We start from the raw sequence: 13784 nt of genomic DNA on the forward strand, positions 1-13784 counted from the left end.
TCGGTCGCGTCAGCGGGGAACGGACACCGGCGGCGCGCGCACGTGGCGACCCGGTTCACCCCGGCCCGGACGGGGGAGGCTCCCGACGTGTCGCACCCACCCCGCACGCCCGGCGTCCCAGCGCTCCCGCGGTCCCGTCCCCAGGCGGGGTCCACCAAGGTCGTCGTCGCGGTGGTCGCCGGCGTCGTGCTGGTCTGCGCCGGCCTGGTCACCGTCGTGGTCAGGGTCGCCGTCGACATCGGCGCGACCGTCGACGAGGGCCTCCAGCCGGACCGGCCCGCGACCACCCTCGAGGTCGAGGAGGGCGACGCGTTCGCCTTCGAGGACTTCCGGTTCGACGCGGGGTGGGCCCTCTCGGGCCGGGCGGTCACCGCCGACACCCCGGGCCGGAGGGCGGTCCGGGGTCTCCGGGTCACCCACACCGGGGGCCCCAGCGGCTCCGGTGTCGTCACCACGCCCCACATCTCGATCACCCTCGAGGACGACGGCGAGGTCGTCGCGGAGGTCGGGTGCACCGTGCCCGAGCACCTGGCCCCGGGCGACAGCGCCGCCCCGACCTGCCTGGTCACCAGCGGTCGCCTGCCGCAGGACCACGACCGCCTGACGGTGCACGAGGAGTTCGTCCGCGACGGCGCCTGACCAGGGTCCGTCGCGCCGGGCCCGGCCTACTCGCCGCGGAAGACCGGCCGCCGCCGCTCGGAGAACGCCCGCATCCCCTCGGCGACGTCGGCGGTGCGCATGAGCAGGGTCTGGCCGCTGCGCTCGCGGTCCAGGGCCGCGTCGAGGTGGGCGAGGGTGGCGGCGTTGATCGCGCGCTTCGTCGCGGCCTGCGCGAGGGGGGCGCCCGCGGCCAGGCGGCGCACCAGCGTGGCGACCACGTCGTCGTACTCCGCCGCCGGCGCCACGTGGGTGACCAGGCCGGCGTCGTGCGCCTCCTGCGCGGAGAGCGGCTCGGCCAGCAGGCCCATCCGCATCGCGCGGGCCCGTCCGACCGCGGCGGCCACCGTGGCCGAGGCGCCGCCGTCGACCATGAAGCCGATCCGCGCGAACGGCAGCAGGAACGCGGCGCTGTCGCGCGCGACGATCACGTCGCAGGCCAGCGCCAGGGAGCAGGACACCCCGGCGGCGATCCCGTTGACCGCCGCGAGCACCGGGGTGTCGCTGGCCACGATGCCGCGCACCATCCGGGCCGCGACGTCCATCGCGTCGGAGCCGAACCGCTCGTGCGCCTCGTCGCCGCCGATGTCGGCGCCGGTCGAGAACGCCTCGCCCGCCCCGGTCAGCACGACGACCCGGACGTCGTCGCGCGCGTTCACGCCCTCGAGCGCCTCGGCGAGCGCGAGCGACATCTCGCCGGTCAGGGCGTTGAGGACGTCGGGGCGGTTCAGCGTCAGGCGCAGGACGGAGTCGGTCAGGTCGACGTCGAGGTCGGGCATGGCGGCGAGTGTGCCACCATGAACGCGTGTCCGCCGCTAGTCCTGTCGAGGTCGACCCGGGGCTCGAGACCACTCCGGAACACGACGACATCACCGTCCTGGCCACCCCCTGGGTGACCATCGTGTGGAACGACCCGGTCAACCTCATGTCCTACGTCACCTACGTGTTCCAGAAGCACTTCGGCTACGCCAGGAAGAAGGCGGAGAAGCTGATGATGGAGGTCCACGAGGACGGCCGGTCGGTGGTCAGCACGGGCACCCGCGAGGAGATGGAGCGCGACGTCCAGGCCATGCACGAGTACGGCCTGTGGGCCACGCTCTCCAAGGCCGAGTGAGCCGGCGATGAGCACGGGATTCACCCGGCACCGGCGCAGCGGCCGGGTCATCGCGGCCTTCACCGGCTTCGAGGCCGACCTGCTGCGCTCCCTGACCGGTCAGCTCGTCGAGCTGCTGCGCAACGAGTCCGCGGTCGTCGACGACGAGCGCGACCCGTTCGAGGCGCTCATGGACTTCTCCGGGCCGACCGCCGAGCCCGAGGACCCGGTCCTGCTGCGGCTCTTCCCGACGGCCTACGCCGACGACGACGAGGCCGCCTCGGAGTTCCGCCGCTTCACCGAGGGCGGCCTGCGCGACGGCAAGGCCCGCGCGGCGTCCCTGGTCATCGACACCCTCGAGGAGGCCGGCCTGCCGCCGCTGCTCGAGGAGGACGGGCTGATGATCGACGTCGAGCTCGACCCCCCGGCCGCGGAGACGTGGCTGCGCTCCTTCACCGACGTCCGGCTCGCCCTCGCGACCCGGCTCGGCATCGAGGACGGCGACGAGCAGTACTGGTACGACCTCCCCGAGGAGGACCCCCGCTCGCAGGCGCACGACATCTACGAGTGGGTCGGCTACCTGCAGGAGACCCTCGTGCAGGCCCTCACCGACCGATCGGGACCCCGCTGAGGGGTACGGACGTCGTGAGACGATCCGCCGCGTGACGACGCTCCGTCCGGCCGCCCTGGCCGCGCTCGCCCTGGTCCTGCCCGTGCTCGTCGCGTGCGGTGCGGACGACGCCGTGGAGCCGACGGCGCCGGTCGGCGCGAGCGACCGGACCGAGACCCCGGACGGGCCCGACGGCGACCCGGGCGAGGCCGGTGGTTCGTCGCCGGACGCCCTCGAGGGCGAGCCGTGCCGCGCCGAGGTCACCGTCACCGGCGCCGTCGAGGCGTCGTGGGGGTCGGAGGGCACGGTGGCCCCCGCCGAGTCGATCGCCCCGGTGACCTACGAGTCGGCCGACGGCGACGACGTCGTGACCGTGTACGGCGCCGGCAAGGGTTTCAAGCTGCCGAGCCTGATCTTCCGCACCGGGGCGACGGTCTACGGCACGGAGGCCGACGCCACCGGAATCGAGGTGGACCGCGACGGCGGGGGTGCCGACGTCGACGCGGACCTGGTGGGGTTCAGCGGTGGGGCCGGCGACTCCGGGGTGCACGTCACCGCCACGTTCAGCTGCTGACCACGGCCCGACCGGGGTCAGGGCTTGACGGCCAGCACCGGGCAGTCGGCGTCGAGGATGACCCGCTGCGCCACGCTGCCCATGATCAGCTTGCCGACCGGCGTCCGCTTGCGGATCCCCACGACGACCAGCCGGGCGCCGCTCTCGCGCGCGGCGGCGAGGACGGCGTCCGCGACGTCGGCGACGACGTCGTGGCGGATCTCCACCTCGAGGCCCTGCGCCTCGAGGCCGGCGGTGAGGGTGCGGATCTCCTCGTCCGGGGCGAACCGGGAGTCGACGAGCTTCTGGCCGGTCGAGGCGTTGACCACGACGAGCAGCTCCTTCTGGGCGAGGGCCTCGCGGGCGCCGTGCTCGACGGCCGCGTGGCCGAACTGGTCGGCGCTGTAGGCCACGACGACGGTCATCGGGGCACCTCCTGCTTGTCGGTGTCGGACGGGTCGGACGAGTCGGACGCTACCGCCGGCTCGGGGTCGGTCGGTGCGGCGGTGGCCGGCGGCTTGCGCAGCCCGGCCAGCACCATCAGCAGCAGCAGCACCGCCATCAGGGCGTAGACGACGATCGCCACCGGCTCGCTCCACAGGGTGCTCACGTCGCCCTGGGAGATGGTCAGGGCGGTGGTGACCTGCTCCTCGAGCTCCGGGCCGAGGATGACCCCGATGATGAGCGGCAGCACGGGCAGCGCGAAGCGGCGCATCGTGAGGCCGAGCAGCCCGAAGACGAGCAGCAGCCCGAGGTCGAAGGCCTCGAAGTTCACGCTGTAGGCGCCGAGCGAGGCGAAGAACAGGATGCCCGCGTACAGGTAGGGGCGCGGGATCTGGAGCAGCTTGGCCCAGATCGGCGCCATCGGCAGGTTGATGACGAGCAGCAGCGCGTTCGCCACGAACAGGCTCGCGATCAGGGTCCACACCAGCTCGGGCTCGGCGTCGAAGAGCTGCGGGCCGGGCTGCAGGCCGTAGCCCCGCAGCGCCAGGAGCATCACTGCGGCGGTCGCCGTGGTCGGCAGCCCGATCGCGAGCAGGGCGGTCAGGGTGCCGGCGGCCGAGGCGTTGTTGGCGGCCTCCGGGCCGGCGACGCCCTCGATCGCCCCCTTGCCGAACTCCTCCGGGTGCTTCGAGAGCTTCCGCTCGGTGATGTAGGACAGGAACGTCGGCGTTTCCGCGCCGCCGGCCGGGACCGCGCCGAGCGGGTAGCCCAGCGCGGTGCCGCGCAGCCAGGGCTTCCAGGACCGTCCCCAGTCGGCCTTGCTCATCCAGGGCTGGCCGACCGGGATGACCTCGAGCGGCTTGCGCCGCAGGTGGGCCGCGACCCACAGCGCCTCGCCGATCGCGAAGATCGCGACCGCGACGACCACGACGTCGATGCCGTCGGCGAGCAGCGGCTGGTCGAAGGTCAGGCGGGCCTGGCCGGTGGCGGTGCCGACGATCGCGATGGTCAGGCCGAGGAAGAGCGAGATGAAGCCGCGCAGCTTCGAGGCGCCGAGCACGGCGGTGACCATGAACAGGGCCAGCAGCATGATCGCGAAGTACGACGGGGCGCCGAGCTTGACCACGACGTCGGCGACGGTGGGGGCCAGGAGGGCGAGCAGCGCGGTGCCGATCGTCCCGGCCACGAAGGAGCCGATCGCCGCGGTCGCGAGGGCCTGCGCCGCCCGCCCCCGCTTGGCCATCTTGTTGCCCTCGATCGCGGTGACGACCGAGGAGGACTCACCGGGTGTGTTCAGCAGGATCGAGGTCGTCGAGCCGCCGTACATGCCGCCGTAGTAGATGCCGGCGAACATGATGATCGCGCTGTCGACACCGACGCTGTAGGTCACCGGCAGGAGCATGGCCACGGTCATCGCGGGCCCGATGCCGGGCAGGACGCCGACCGACGTGCCGAGCAGCACCCCGATCACGGCGAAGAGCAGGTTGGTCGGCGTCAGCGCAGACTGGAAGCCCTCGAGCAGCAGCTCCATCAGAGGACCCCGTCCAGGATGCCGGCCGGGATCGGGATGCCGAGACCGGAGTAGAAGCCGTACCAGGTGCCGACCGACAGGGCGGCGCCGATCGCGACGTCGCGCACGTGGGTGCGGCTGCCGAGCACGCCGGCACCGCCGGCGAAGAGCAGCGCCCCGGTGATCGCCCAGCCGAGCCAGTCGATGAGCAGGATGTTGAGCACGAAGACGCCGACGAGCAGGGCCACGGTGCGCCAGTCGGCGCCCCCCGTGAGGTCGACGTCCTCGCCGTCCTCGGCCTGCGGGACGTCGCCGCGCGCGGTGGCCACGGCGAGCAGCACCCCGAGCAGGGTGAGCACGGCGCCGACGACGTACGGGACGGCGTAGGGCTGCACGGGCTGGTCGGCGAAGCCGTCGTCGAGCGTGACGGCGTCGACGAGCACGCAGGCCCCGACGACGACGAGGAACGCCGCGAGGCCGTACTGCGCCTTGTCGACGGGACGGGTCGTGGTCCCGGCCGTGGGCGGTGCGGTGGTGGTCATGCGATTCCCAGCTCCTTCAGGGTGTCCTCGACGCGGGCGTCCTGCTCCTCCAGGAACGTGGCGAACTCGTCGCCGGTCGCGAAGTTGTCCGACCAGCCGTTGCGGGCCAGCGCGTCCTGCCACTCGTCGGTGGCGTGCAGCTCGGTGAAGAGGTCGGTGAGGTACTCGCGCTGCTCCTCGGAGATGTCCGGGGGCGCCAGCACGCCGCGCCAGTTGGTGAAGACCATGTCGATGCCCTCCTCGGTGAGGGTCGGGGCGTCCACGGTGTCGAGGCGCTCGGCGCCGGAGACCGCCAGCACCCGCAGCGAGCCGTCGGCGATCTGGCCCTCGAACTCGCCGAGGCCGGAGGTGCCGACGTCGATCTTCTCGCCGAGCAGCGCGGTGGTGAGCGGGCCGCCGCCGTCGTAGGGGACGTAGGTCACCTCGCGCGGGTCGATCCCGAGCTCGGCGGCGAGCTGGTGGGGGAAGAGGTGGTCGGGCCCGCCCGGCGAGGAACCGCCGCCGACGACGACGCTGCCGGGGTCGGCCCGCCACGCCTCGACCAGGTCGCCGACGTCCTGGAACGGCGAGTCGGCCGGCACCAGGATGCCCTCCTGCTCCTCGACTACGCGCGCGATCGGCGTCATGTCGGAGACCCGGGCGTCGGACTTGTTGGTGTAGACCGCGCCGACGACGCCCAGGCCCATCGTCATCACCAGGTCGTCGGCCCCGGCGGAGTTGGCCAGGCGCTGCATCGCGACGGTGCCGCTGGCGCCGAGGACGTTGGTGATCTCGAAGCGGCCGGTGAGGTCGTTGTCCTCGAGCGCCTTCGCGGCGGCCCGGCCGGTGAGGTCGTAGCCACCGCCGGGGCTGTTCGGGATCATCATCTGCAGCCGGCGGTTCGAGGGGTCGTCGGAGCCGCGGGTGACCCCGCAGCCGGCGAGGGCGGTCACGGCGCAGAGCGCGGCGACGACGGCGACGAGCGGCCGCGCCCGGCGCGGGCGGACCCGGCGCGGGGGCGGGTGGTGGTGTGATGTGGGCGACACGTGGACGAGCATGGAGCCGCGGTGTGGCGCTCGTCACCCTTGCGGTGGCAAAGGAGGTTGTGGTCGTTGTGGTCACGCGCCGGAGGGGCCTCGGCCCGCGCGGTGGCCCGGGGAGTCGTGGACCCACGCTCGCCGGGCAGTTCCTCGCGCTCCAGCTCGTCGTGGTGGCGGTGCTGCTCACCGCCGTCGGCGTGTTCGGGGTCCGGCAGTCCGACGCCCAGTTCCAGGCCGAGCGCGGCCCGGCGATGCGCTCGATGGCCGAGGACGTCGCCGGGCTCGACCCGGTCCGCTCGGCGCTGGACGCCGCCTCGGGCAGCGCCCCGGACGGCGCCCCGGACGGCACCCCGGGCGGCACCCCGGTCGACGCCGACGAGCTGGCCCGCCGGCTCGCGCCGTCGGCGGTGCGGGGGCGGGCCTTCTCCGGTGCCACCGACGTGCTGGTCGTGGGGCTCGACGGCACCGTGGTGGGCGCCGCCGACCCCTCCCGCGTCGGCGAGCGGGCCGCGCTCGGCGCCAGTGACGCCCTCCAGGGACGCGGCTGGCTCGGCGAGGTGGAGGTCGACGGTCGCCGCACCGTCGCCGCGCACGCGCCGATCTACGCCGAGGACGCCCGGTTCCTCGGCATCGTCGTGGCCGAGCAGACCTACCCCGCGCTCGGCGACCGGCTCACCGGCGCGACGTCCGACCTCGCGCTCTACCTCGGGCTCGGGGCGCTGCTCGGCGTCGGCGGCTCGTACGCCGTCTCGGTGCTGCTGCGCCGGCGCACCCGCGGTCTCGGGGCCCGCGAGATCGACACGCTGGCCGACCACCGCGAGGCGCTGCTCCACAGCATCCGCGAGGGCGTGGTCGCGGTCGGCACCGACGACCGGGTCACGATGATCAACGACGCCGCGCGGCTCACCCTCGGGGTCACCGGTGAGGCCGTCGGCCGCGGGGTCGACGAGCTCGGTCTCGACCCCCACGTCGTCGCGCTCCTCGCCGGGCGGGACGCCGTCGACGTCCAGGACGCCGTCGCGCTGGTCGGCGACCGGGTCGTGGTGTTCAACCGGCGCCGGGCGTCGTCGCAGGGGCGGGGGATCGGGAGCGTGACGACGCTGCGCGACCGCACCGAGCTGCTCTCGCTGCAGAGCCAGCTCAGCTCGAACCTGTCGATCACCGACACCCTGCGGGCCCAGACCCACGAGTTCGACAACCGGCTCCACACCATCTCGGGGCTGGTCCAGCTCGGTGAGTACGACGAGGTGCGCACCCTCGTCGGCACGCTCACCCGCCGCCGCTCCGAGGTCGGCGCCTTCGTGTCCTCGCGCATCGACGACCCCGCGGTCGCCGCGCTCCTCCTGGCCAAGGACGCCGTCGCCGACGAGCGCGGCGTCGAGCTGGTGCTCGACCCCGGCTCCCGGCTGCCCACGCTGCCGGCCGACGTCTCCGCCGACCTGACCACCGTGGTCGGCAACCTCGTCGACAACGCCGTCGACGCCTGCTCGGGCCGCGAGGCGCCGACGGTCGAGCTGTGGCTGACGGTGGTCGACGGCGTCGTCCACGTGCGGGTCCGCGACAACGGCCCCGGCGTGCCCGCCGAGCTGCGCGAGGCCATCTTCGTGCGTGGGTTCAGCACCAAGCCCGACGTCCTCGGGGGCCGGGGGATCGGGCTGCCGCTCGTGCAGCTGATCTGCGCCCGCCGCGGCGGGCGGGTCGAGGCCGACCGGGCCGCGGAGGAGGGCGGGGCGGAGTTCCTGGTCGTGCTGCCCCTCGCGGTACGGCAGGGTGAGGTCTCGTGATCCGGGTGCTGGTGGTCGATGACGACTTCATGGTCGCGCGCATCCACACCCGCTTCGTGGAGCAGACCGACGGCTTCGAGGTCGTCGGCACCGCCCACACCGGCGCCGACGCGCTGCGCCTGGTCGAGGAGCTCACCCCCGACCTGCTGCTCCTCGACGTGCACCTGCCCGACCAGAGCGGGCTCGACGTGCTCTCCCGGCTCCGCGCCGCCGGGCACCGGGTCGCGGTGGTGATGGTGACCGCCGAGCGGGGCGCCGACGCCGTCCGCGCGGCCCTGCACGGCGGCGCGATGCAGTACCTCGTGAAGCCCTTCGAGCAGGCCGACCTCGCCGACCGGCTGCACCACGTGGCCGCCGCGCTCGGGGTCCTCGGTGCGCTCGGCGGCCTCGACGAGGGCCAGGCCGACCAGGCGGTGATCGACCAGGCGTTCGGCGCGGTGGCGGGGCGCGGTGCCCCGGCCGCGGCGCTGCCGAAGGGGCTGAGCCGCGAGACCGCCGAGCTGGTGCTGAGCGCGATGCGCGAGCGGACGGAGATCTCGGCCTCCGAGGCCGGCGAGCTCGTCGGGCTGTCGCGCGTCACCGCCCGTCGCTACCTCGAGCACTTCGTCGACACCGCGGCGGCCGAGGTGCGGCTGCAGTACGGCACCGCGGGGCGTCCCGCGCGCCGGTACCGCGCGCGCTGAGCCGGTCGCCCCGCTCTAGGCTGGTGCGGTGCTGACCATCGACCAGGCGACCTACGACGCCATCGTGGCCCACGCCCGGCGTGACCACCCCGTGGAGGCCTGCGGCATCGTCGCCGGCCCCGAGGGCAGCGACCGGCCCGAGCGGCTGGTCGAGATGGTCAACGCCGCCGGCAGCCCGACGTTCTACGAGTTCGACTCCACCGAGCTGCTCGCGCTGTACAAGCAGATGTGGGCCGCCGACGAGGAGCCCGTCGTCGTCTACCACTCCCACACCGCCACCGAGGCCTACCCGAGCGTCACCGACATCGGCCTGGCCAGCGAGCCCGCGGCCCACTACGTGCTGGTCAGCACGCGCGAGCACGGGAATAACGACGGCCCCGCGGAGTTCAGGTCGTACAGCATCATCGACGGCGTCGTGACCGAGGAAGAGGTCACCGTCGTCCCCGCGCTTCCCCCGATCGACGCACCGTCCGCCAGCAGCTGAGGAGCACCACCCACATGGCCATCGAGGTCCGGATCCCGACCATCCTGCGCACCTACACCGGAGGCGAGAAGGCCGTCGACGGCACGGGCGCCACGCTCACCGCGCTCATCGACGACCTCGAGGCCAACCACCCCGGCATCAAGGACCGCCTGGTCGAGACCAAGAACGACAAGGTCGAGCTGCGCCGGTTCGTCAACATCTACGTCAACGACGAGGACGTCCGCTTCATCGGGAGCCTCGAGGCCACGCTGAACGACGGCGACCAGGTCGTCGTGCTCCCCGCCGTCGCCGGAGGGTGACAGACTCACCCGCATGACCGGCCGCCGCACCTTCGTCCTCGTCGACGGCGAGAACATCGACGCCACCCTCGGCAACTCGGTGCTCGGACGTCGTCCGCTGCCCGAGGAGCGGCCCCGCTGGGAGCGGGTGAAGTCGTTCGTCGAGGGGCAGTGGGGCCAGCCGGTCACCGGGCTGTTCTTCCTCAACGCCAGCAACGGCAGCCTGCCGTCGAGCTTCGTGCAGGCGCTGCTGGCCATGGAGTACCGGCCGGTGCCGCTGTCGGGTCGCTCCGACGAGAAGGTCGTCGACATCGGCATCCTCCGCACCCTGGAGGCGCTGCTCGAGCGCGAGGACGCCGACGTCGTCCTCGGCAGCCACGACGCCGACTTCGCCGAGCACCTGACCCGGCTCCTCGGGGGCGACCGGAAGGTCGGCGTCCTCGGGTTCCGCGAGTTCACCAGCACCCAGCTGGCCGTCGACGGCGTCACGCACTTCGACCTCGAGTACGACGTCCGCGCCTTCAACGCCGAGCTCCCGCGGGTCCGCATCATCCCGCTCGAGGAGTTCGACCCGACCTACTTCCTGCGTTGATGGCGCGCCCCGTCCCGAGCCCGCGACGCGGCGTCCGCGCCGTCCCCGGCGCGCTCGCCCGCGGCCGCGAGCGGGTCACCGGCGTCTTCCAGCACCGCTACCCGACGGTCGCGGTCACCGGCATGACCGGCGTCGGCAAGACCGAGCTCGTCGACCACCTGTGTGGCCGGGCCGACCCCGAGGGCACCTCCGAGTCCGGCTCGGCGGTGATGGAGCGCCGGGTTCGCCGTGACCGCCGGCTGCGCGGCTTCCGGTTCCGGGTCGTGCCGGGCGAGAACGCCGCCACCCGGCTCGGCGCCCTCGACGAGGTCTTCCACGACGAGCCCGTCGACGGCGTCCTGCACGTGGTCGCCAACGGCCTCGCCACCGGACGTCGTCCGGCCGGCACCACCGGCCCCGCGCTCGTCGACCGCGAGGAGCAGCTGGCCCGCGAGCTCGAGGACTGGACGGTCACCGCGCACCGGATCGCCTCGATGGCCGTGCGCCGCCCGCACCCGACCTGGTTGGTCATCGTCGTCACGAAGGTCGACCTCTACGCCGACGACGTCGACGCCGTCGTGCGGTCCTACTCGCCGCTCAGCGGGACTCCGTTCGGCGACCGGCTCGACGAGCTGCGCGCGCTGGCCGGCGCGGCGAAGCTGTCGATCGACGTCCTCCCGGCGTGCAGCCACCTCGACGGCGACGCCGTCTCCTCCGAGCGCCGCGACGCCTACCTGGCCGCGCTCGAGGCCCGGATGGCGCAGCTGTCCGGCCACGTCTGAGACGGATCCCGCCCGTCGGGGTCCGTGACGTCGGGGGTCCGTCATGTCCGGGATCGGTCACGTCCGGGATCGGTCACGTCGGGGGTCGGTCACGTCGGGGATCGGTCACGTCCGGGATCGGTCACGTCCGGGATCCCGGTCGTGCGCGTGCTCAGACCCTGGTCCCCACGCTGAGCAGGTACTCCATCTCGAACCGGGCCGCGCCCGGCGCGCCCAGGTCCCAGCGGTCGCAGAACTCGTCCAGGGCGGCGTCCAGGTCGGCGGCGACCCCGTTCCTGTCGGCGTTGGCGCGAGCCGCGATGGTCGGCCCGTAGTGGGCCTTGAAGTGCCCGCCGAAGTCGCGGGCCCGCGGGAAGGCGGTCACCTCGAGGGTCGAGCGCCGGCTCGTGCCGGGCTGGACCCGGCCGCCGAGGAGGCCGGCCAGGTGCTCCTCGCTGCCCCACAGCGGCGGCGGCGAGACGCCGGGGGGCGGCGGCGGCAGGAACGCCTTCATCATCGCGAACAGGGCCCCGATCATGCCCTCCGGCGTCCAGCTCAGGACGCCGATCGTCCCGCCCGGCCGGCACACGCGCACCAGCTCGTCGGCGGCCGCCTGGTGGTGGGGCGCGAACATGACGCCGATCGACGACATCACCACGTCGAACTCGCCGTCGGCGAACGGCAGGTCCTCGGCGTCCGCCGGGACCCAGGTCAGGTCGAGCCCCGCGGCCTCGGGGCGCCGCGCGCCGACGTCGAGGAGCTCGGGGGTCAGGTCGCTGGCGGTCACGGCGGCGCCCCGCTGGGCGGCCGGGATGGAGCTGTTGCCGGTGCCGGCGCCGACGTCGAGCACGCGCTGCCCGGCCGTGACGCCGCAGGCCTCGACGAGGCGCGGTCCGAGCGGGAGCAGGAACGTCTCGACCATGTGCGGGTAGTCGCCCGAGGCCCACATGGCGCGGTGTCGCGCCTTGAGCTCGGGGTCGGTGACCTGGATCGTCATGGGTCCTCCAAGGATCGTCTGGTTGGTCCGACGAGCCTGGCGCGGGACGTGGGATCCCCGCATCGGGCGAAATCCCCATCACGCGACGTCCCGGGAGCCGCGGACGGACCTAGGATCAGGTCATGGACGCCCGTGGCGTCGCTCTCGCGGAGGGGTTGCGCGCCGTGCAGGAGGCTCGCTGGGCCGAGGCCCGCGAGCGGCTGGAGGCCGCCCTCGCCGACGGGCCGCCGGTGGCGGCGGGTCTCGACGGACTCGCCCAGGCGCTGTGGTTCCTCGGCGACGGACCCGGGGCGATCGCTGCGCGGGCGCGCGCCTTCGACGCCCATCTCGACGACGGCGACCCGGGCGGCGCCGCGACGTCCGCGGTCTGGATCTCCCACCAGCACTCGGTCCGGGGACGGCGCTCGGCCGCCAGCGGTTGGCTCGCGCGGGCCGAGACGGTGCTGGACGGCGTCCCCGAGTGCCCCGGTTCCGGGTGGGTCGCCGTCGAGCGCGCCCGGCGCGCGCCCGTCGGGGTGGAGCAGGCCCGGTGCGCGCGGGAGGCCGTGGCGATCGCGCGTCGCACGCGCGACACCGACCTCGAGGTCTTCGCCACCAGCCTGCTCGGGCGGGCCGAGGTGGCGGCCGGCCACCCGGTCCGTGGCATGGCGCTGCTGGAGGAGGCGATGGTCGCCGCGACGTCGGGCCGCGTCCGCAACACCCACACCCTGGGGGAGGCCTACTGCAACCTCGTGATGGCCTGCGCCGACGCGGGCGACTGGGAGAGGGCCACCGAGTGGTGCGAGCACGTCGACGCCTTCGCCCGCACCGTCGGTGCCGCCCCGCTCGTGGGTGCCTGCCGCGCCGTCCACGCCGACGTCCTCCTCACCACCGGGCACTGGTCCGAGGCCGAGGCGGCCCTCGAGTCCGCGCTCGACGTCCACGCCCACGCCATCCCCGAGCTCGGGGACCCGGCGGCCGCGCTGCTCGCCGAGCTGCGGGTCCGGCAGGGTCGTCTCACCGAGGCCGCCGCGCTGCTCGCCGACCGCGCCGAGACGCCGTCCTCCCTGCGGGCCCTCGCGCTGCTGCGCCTGGCCCAGGACCGGGCGGGCGAGGCCGTCGCCCTGCTCGAGCGCGGTCTGCGCGGCAGCGCCGGCGACACCCTGCGCACCAGCCGCCTGCTGGCCACCCTCGTCGACGCCGAGCTCGCCTCCGGGGCGCTGGCCGCGGCGGCCGACGCCGCCCACCGCCTCGGTGAGGCGGCCACCGACGGGCTCCGGCTGACCGCGGCCCTCTCCGGGCTCGCCTCGGCCCGCGTCGCCCACGCCGCCGGTCGCCCGGACGACGCCGCGGAGCCGTCCCGGCGGGCCCTGGCGGAGTTCCTCGTCCTGGCCATGCCCCTCGACGCCGCCTCGGCGCGCCTCGAGCTGGCCCGGGCCCTGGCGCCCTCCGCCCGCGAAACCGCGGCCGACGAGGCGCGGGTGGCGAGGTCGGTGTTCGACGGGCTCGGGGCGACCGCGTCCCGCGCCGCCGCGGAGCGGCTGCTGGCCTCGCTCGCGGCGGTCCGCGCCCCGCGCGGGCTCGGCGCGCTCACCGACCGCGAGCGGGAGGTGCTCGACCTCGTCGCCCGCGGGCTGACCAACGCCAGGATCGCCCAGGCCCTCGTGATCACGGAGAAGACCGCCGGGCACCACGTCAGCAACATCCTGGCCAAGCTCGGCGTCCGCAACCGCACCGAGGCGGCCGCCCGCCTCGTGGCGTCCCGGTCTTAGCCGGTCCGCGTCGTCGGGGATCCCCGACGTGCGGGATCCCCGTCGTG

At 74.3% G+C, this 13784-nt stretch carries 17 protein-coding genes; 11 read left to right on the top strand and 6 right to left on the bottom strand.

The window, feature by feature from the left end; all coding sequences use genetic code 11:
• The first annotated feature begins 87 nt into the window (after positions 1-87).
• Positions 88-639: a hypothetical protein gene (locus FE634_RS04670; protein WP_148240388.1), complete on the top strand. Its 552-nt coding sequence runs from the start codon at positions 88-90 to the stop codon at positions 637-639.
• 26 nt (positions 640-665) lie between these two features.
• On the opposite strand, the gene FE634_RS04675 is transcribed toward FE634_RS04670, so the two are convergent.
• A complete protein-coding gene (locus tag FE634_RS04675; protein WP_137292507.1) occupies positions 666-1436 on the bottom strand; it encodes an enoyl-CoA hydratase-related protein in 771 nt (256 codons plus the stop codon).
• A 26-nt stretch (positions 1437-1462) separates the two neighbouring features.
• Between FE634_RS04675 and clpS the strand changes: the two genes are divergently transcribed.
• From clpS to FE634_RS04690, 3 genes are read left to right on the top strand one after another with little or no spacing between them, the layout of a single operon-like run.
• On the top strand, positions 1463-1771 hold the full coding sequence (gene clpS, locus FE634_RS04680; RefSeq protein ID WP_137292508.1) for an ATP-dependent Clp protease adapter ClpS: 309 nt from the start codon (positions 1463-1465) through the stop codon (positions 1769-1771).
• Between the two features lie 7 nt (positions 1772-1778).
• A complete protein-coding gene (locus FE634_RS04685) occupies positions 1779-2381 on the top strand; it encodes a DUF2017 domain-containing protein (RefSeq protein WP_137292509.1) in 603 nt (200 codons plus the stop codon).
• A gap of 31 nt (positions 2382-2412) precedes the next feature.
• Positions 2413-2934, top strand: coding sequence for a hypothetical protein (locus tag FE634_RS04690; RefSeq protein WP_138875237.1), 522 nt, complete (start codon positions 2413-2415; stop codon positions 2932-2934).
• A gap of 17 nt (positions 2935-2951) precedes the next feature.
• Here FE634_RS04690 and FE634_RS04695 read toward each other — a convergent pair whose 3' ends face one another.
• The 4 genes from FE634_RS04695 to FE634_RS04710 are packed head-to-tail and all read right to left on the bottom strand — an operon-like array spanning position 2952 to position 6446.
• On the bottom strand, positions 2952-3338 hold the full coding sequence (locus FE634_RS04695) for a universal stress protein (protein ID WP_137292511.1): 387 nt from the start codon (positions 3336-3338) through the stop codon (positions 2952-2954).
• A complete protein-coding gene (locus FE634_RS04700) occupies positions 3335-4888 on the bottom strand; it encodes a tripartite tricarboxylate transporter permease (RefSeq protein WP_137292512.1) in 1554 nt (517 codons plus the stop codon). Before FE634_RS04700 ends, FE634_RS04695 begins: the two co-directional genes overlap by 4 nt.
• Positions 4888-5409 (bottom strand): tripartite tricarboxylate transporter TctB family protein, encoded by a 522-nt coding sequence (locus tag FE634_RS04705; protein WP_137292513.1) that lies wholly within the window; start codon positions 5407-5409, stop codon positions 4888-4890. Before FE634_RS04705 ends, FE634_RS04700 begins: the two co-directional genes overlap by 1 nt.
• Positions 5406-6446 (bottom strand): Bug family tripartite tricarboxylate transporter substrate binding protein, encoded by a 1041-nt coding sequence (locus tag FE634_RS04710; protein WP_137292514.1) that lies wholly within the window; start codon positions 6444-6446, stop codon positions 5406-5408. Before FE634_RS04710 ends, FE634_RS04705 begins: the two co-directional genes overlap by 4 nt.
• 56 nt (positions 6447-6502) lie before the next feature.
• On the opposite strand from FE634_RS04710, the gene FE634_RS04715 reads away from it, so the two are divergent.
• From FE634_RS04715 to FE634_RS04740, 6 genes are read left to right on the top strand one after another with little or no spacing between them, the layout of a single operon-like run.
• A complete protein-coding gene (locus FE634_RS04715) occupies positions 6503-8212 on the top strand; it encodes a sensor histidine kinase (protein WP_222847670.1) in 1710 nt (569 codons plus the stop codon).
• 5 nt (positions 8213-8217) lie between these two features.
• Positions 8218-8895: a response regulator gene (locus FE634_RS04720; RefSeq protein ID WP_262347577.1), complete on the top strand. Its 678-nt coding sequence runs from the start codon at positions 8218-8220 to the stop codon at positions 8893-8895.
• A gap of 28 nt (positions 8896-8923) precedes the next feature.
• Positions 8924-9379, top strand: coding sequence for a M67 family metallopeptidase (locus tag FE634_RS04725; RefSeq protein ID WP_137292517.1), 456 nt, complete (start codon positions 8924-8926; stop codon positions 9377-9379).
• A 14-nt stretch (positions 9380-9393) separates the two neighbouring features.
• Complete coding sequence (locus FE634_RS04730; protein ID WP_137292518.1) at positions 9394-9678, top strand: MoaD/ThiS family protein; 285 nt, start codon at positions 9394-9396, stop codon at positions 9676-9678.
• A 13-nt stretch (positions 9679-9691) separates the two neighbouring features.
• The gene (locus tag FE634_RS04735; protein WP_138875240.1) at positions 9692-10249 is read left to right on the top strand and encodes an NYN domain-containing protein; all 558 of its coding nucleotides are present in this window, start codon (positions 9692-9694) and stop codon (positions 10247-10249) included.
• Positions 10249-11010, top strand: a complete 762-nt coding sequence (locus FE634_RS04740) for a GTPase domain-containing protein (RefSeq protein ID WP_137292520.1) — start codon at positions 10249-10251, stop codon at positions 11008-11010. Before FE634_RS04735 ends, FE634_RS04740 begins: the two co-directional genes overlap by 1 nt.
• A 151-nt stretch (positions 11011-11161) precedes the next feature.
• Here the strand turns inward: FE634_RS04740 and FE634_RS04745 are convergent, their stop codons facing one another.
• Entirely contained in the window at positions 11162-11986 is an 825-nt protein-coding gene (locus FE634_RS04745; RefSeq protein ID WP_138875241.1) for a class I SAM-dependent methyltransferase, read from the bottom strand.
• A 122-nt stretch (positions 11987-12108) separates the two neighbouring features.
• Here FE634_RS04745 and FE634_RS04750 point away from each other — a divergent pair, with 122 nt between their 5' ends.
• Positions 12109-13737 (top strand): LuxR C-terminal-related transcriptional regulator, encoded by a 1629-nt coding sequence (locus FE634_RS04750; protein WP_148240389.1) that lies wholly within the window; start codon positions 12109-12111, stop codon positions 13735-13737.
• Positions 13738-13784 lie beyond the last annotated feature (47 nt).

It is taken from the genome of Nocardioides sp. S-1144, from assembly GCF_005954645.2.
GTDB classification, from domain to species: Bacteria; Actinomycetota; Actinomycetes; order Propionibacteriales; family Nocardioidaceae; genus Nocardioides; species Nocardioides dongxiaopingii.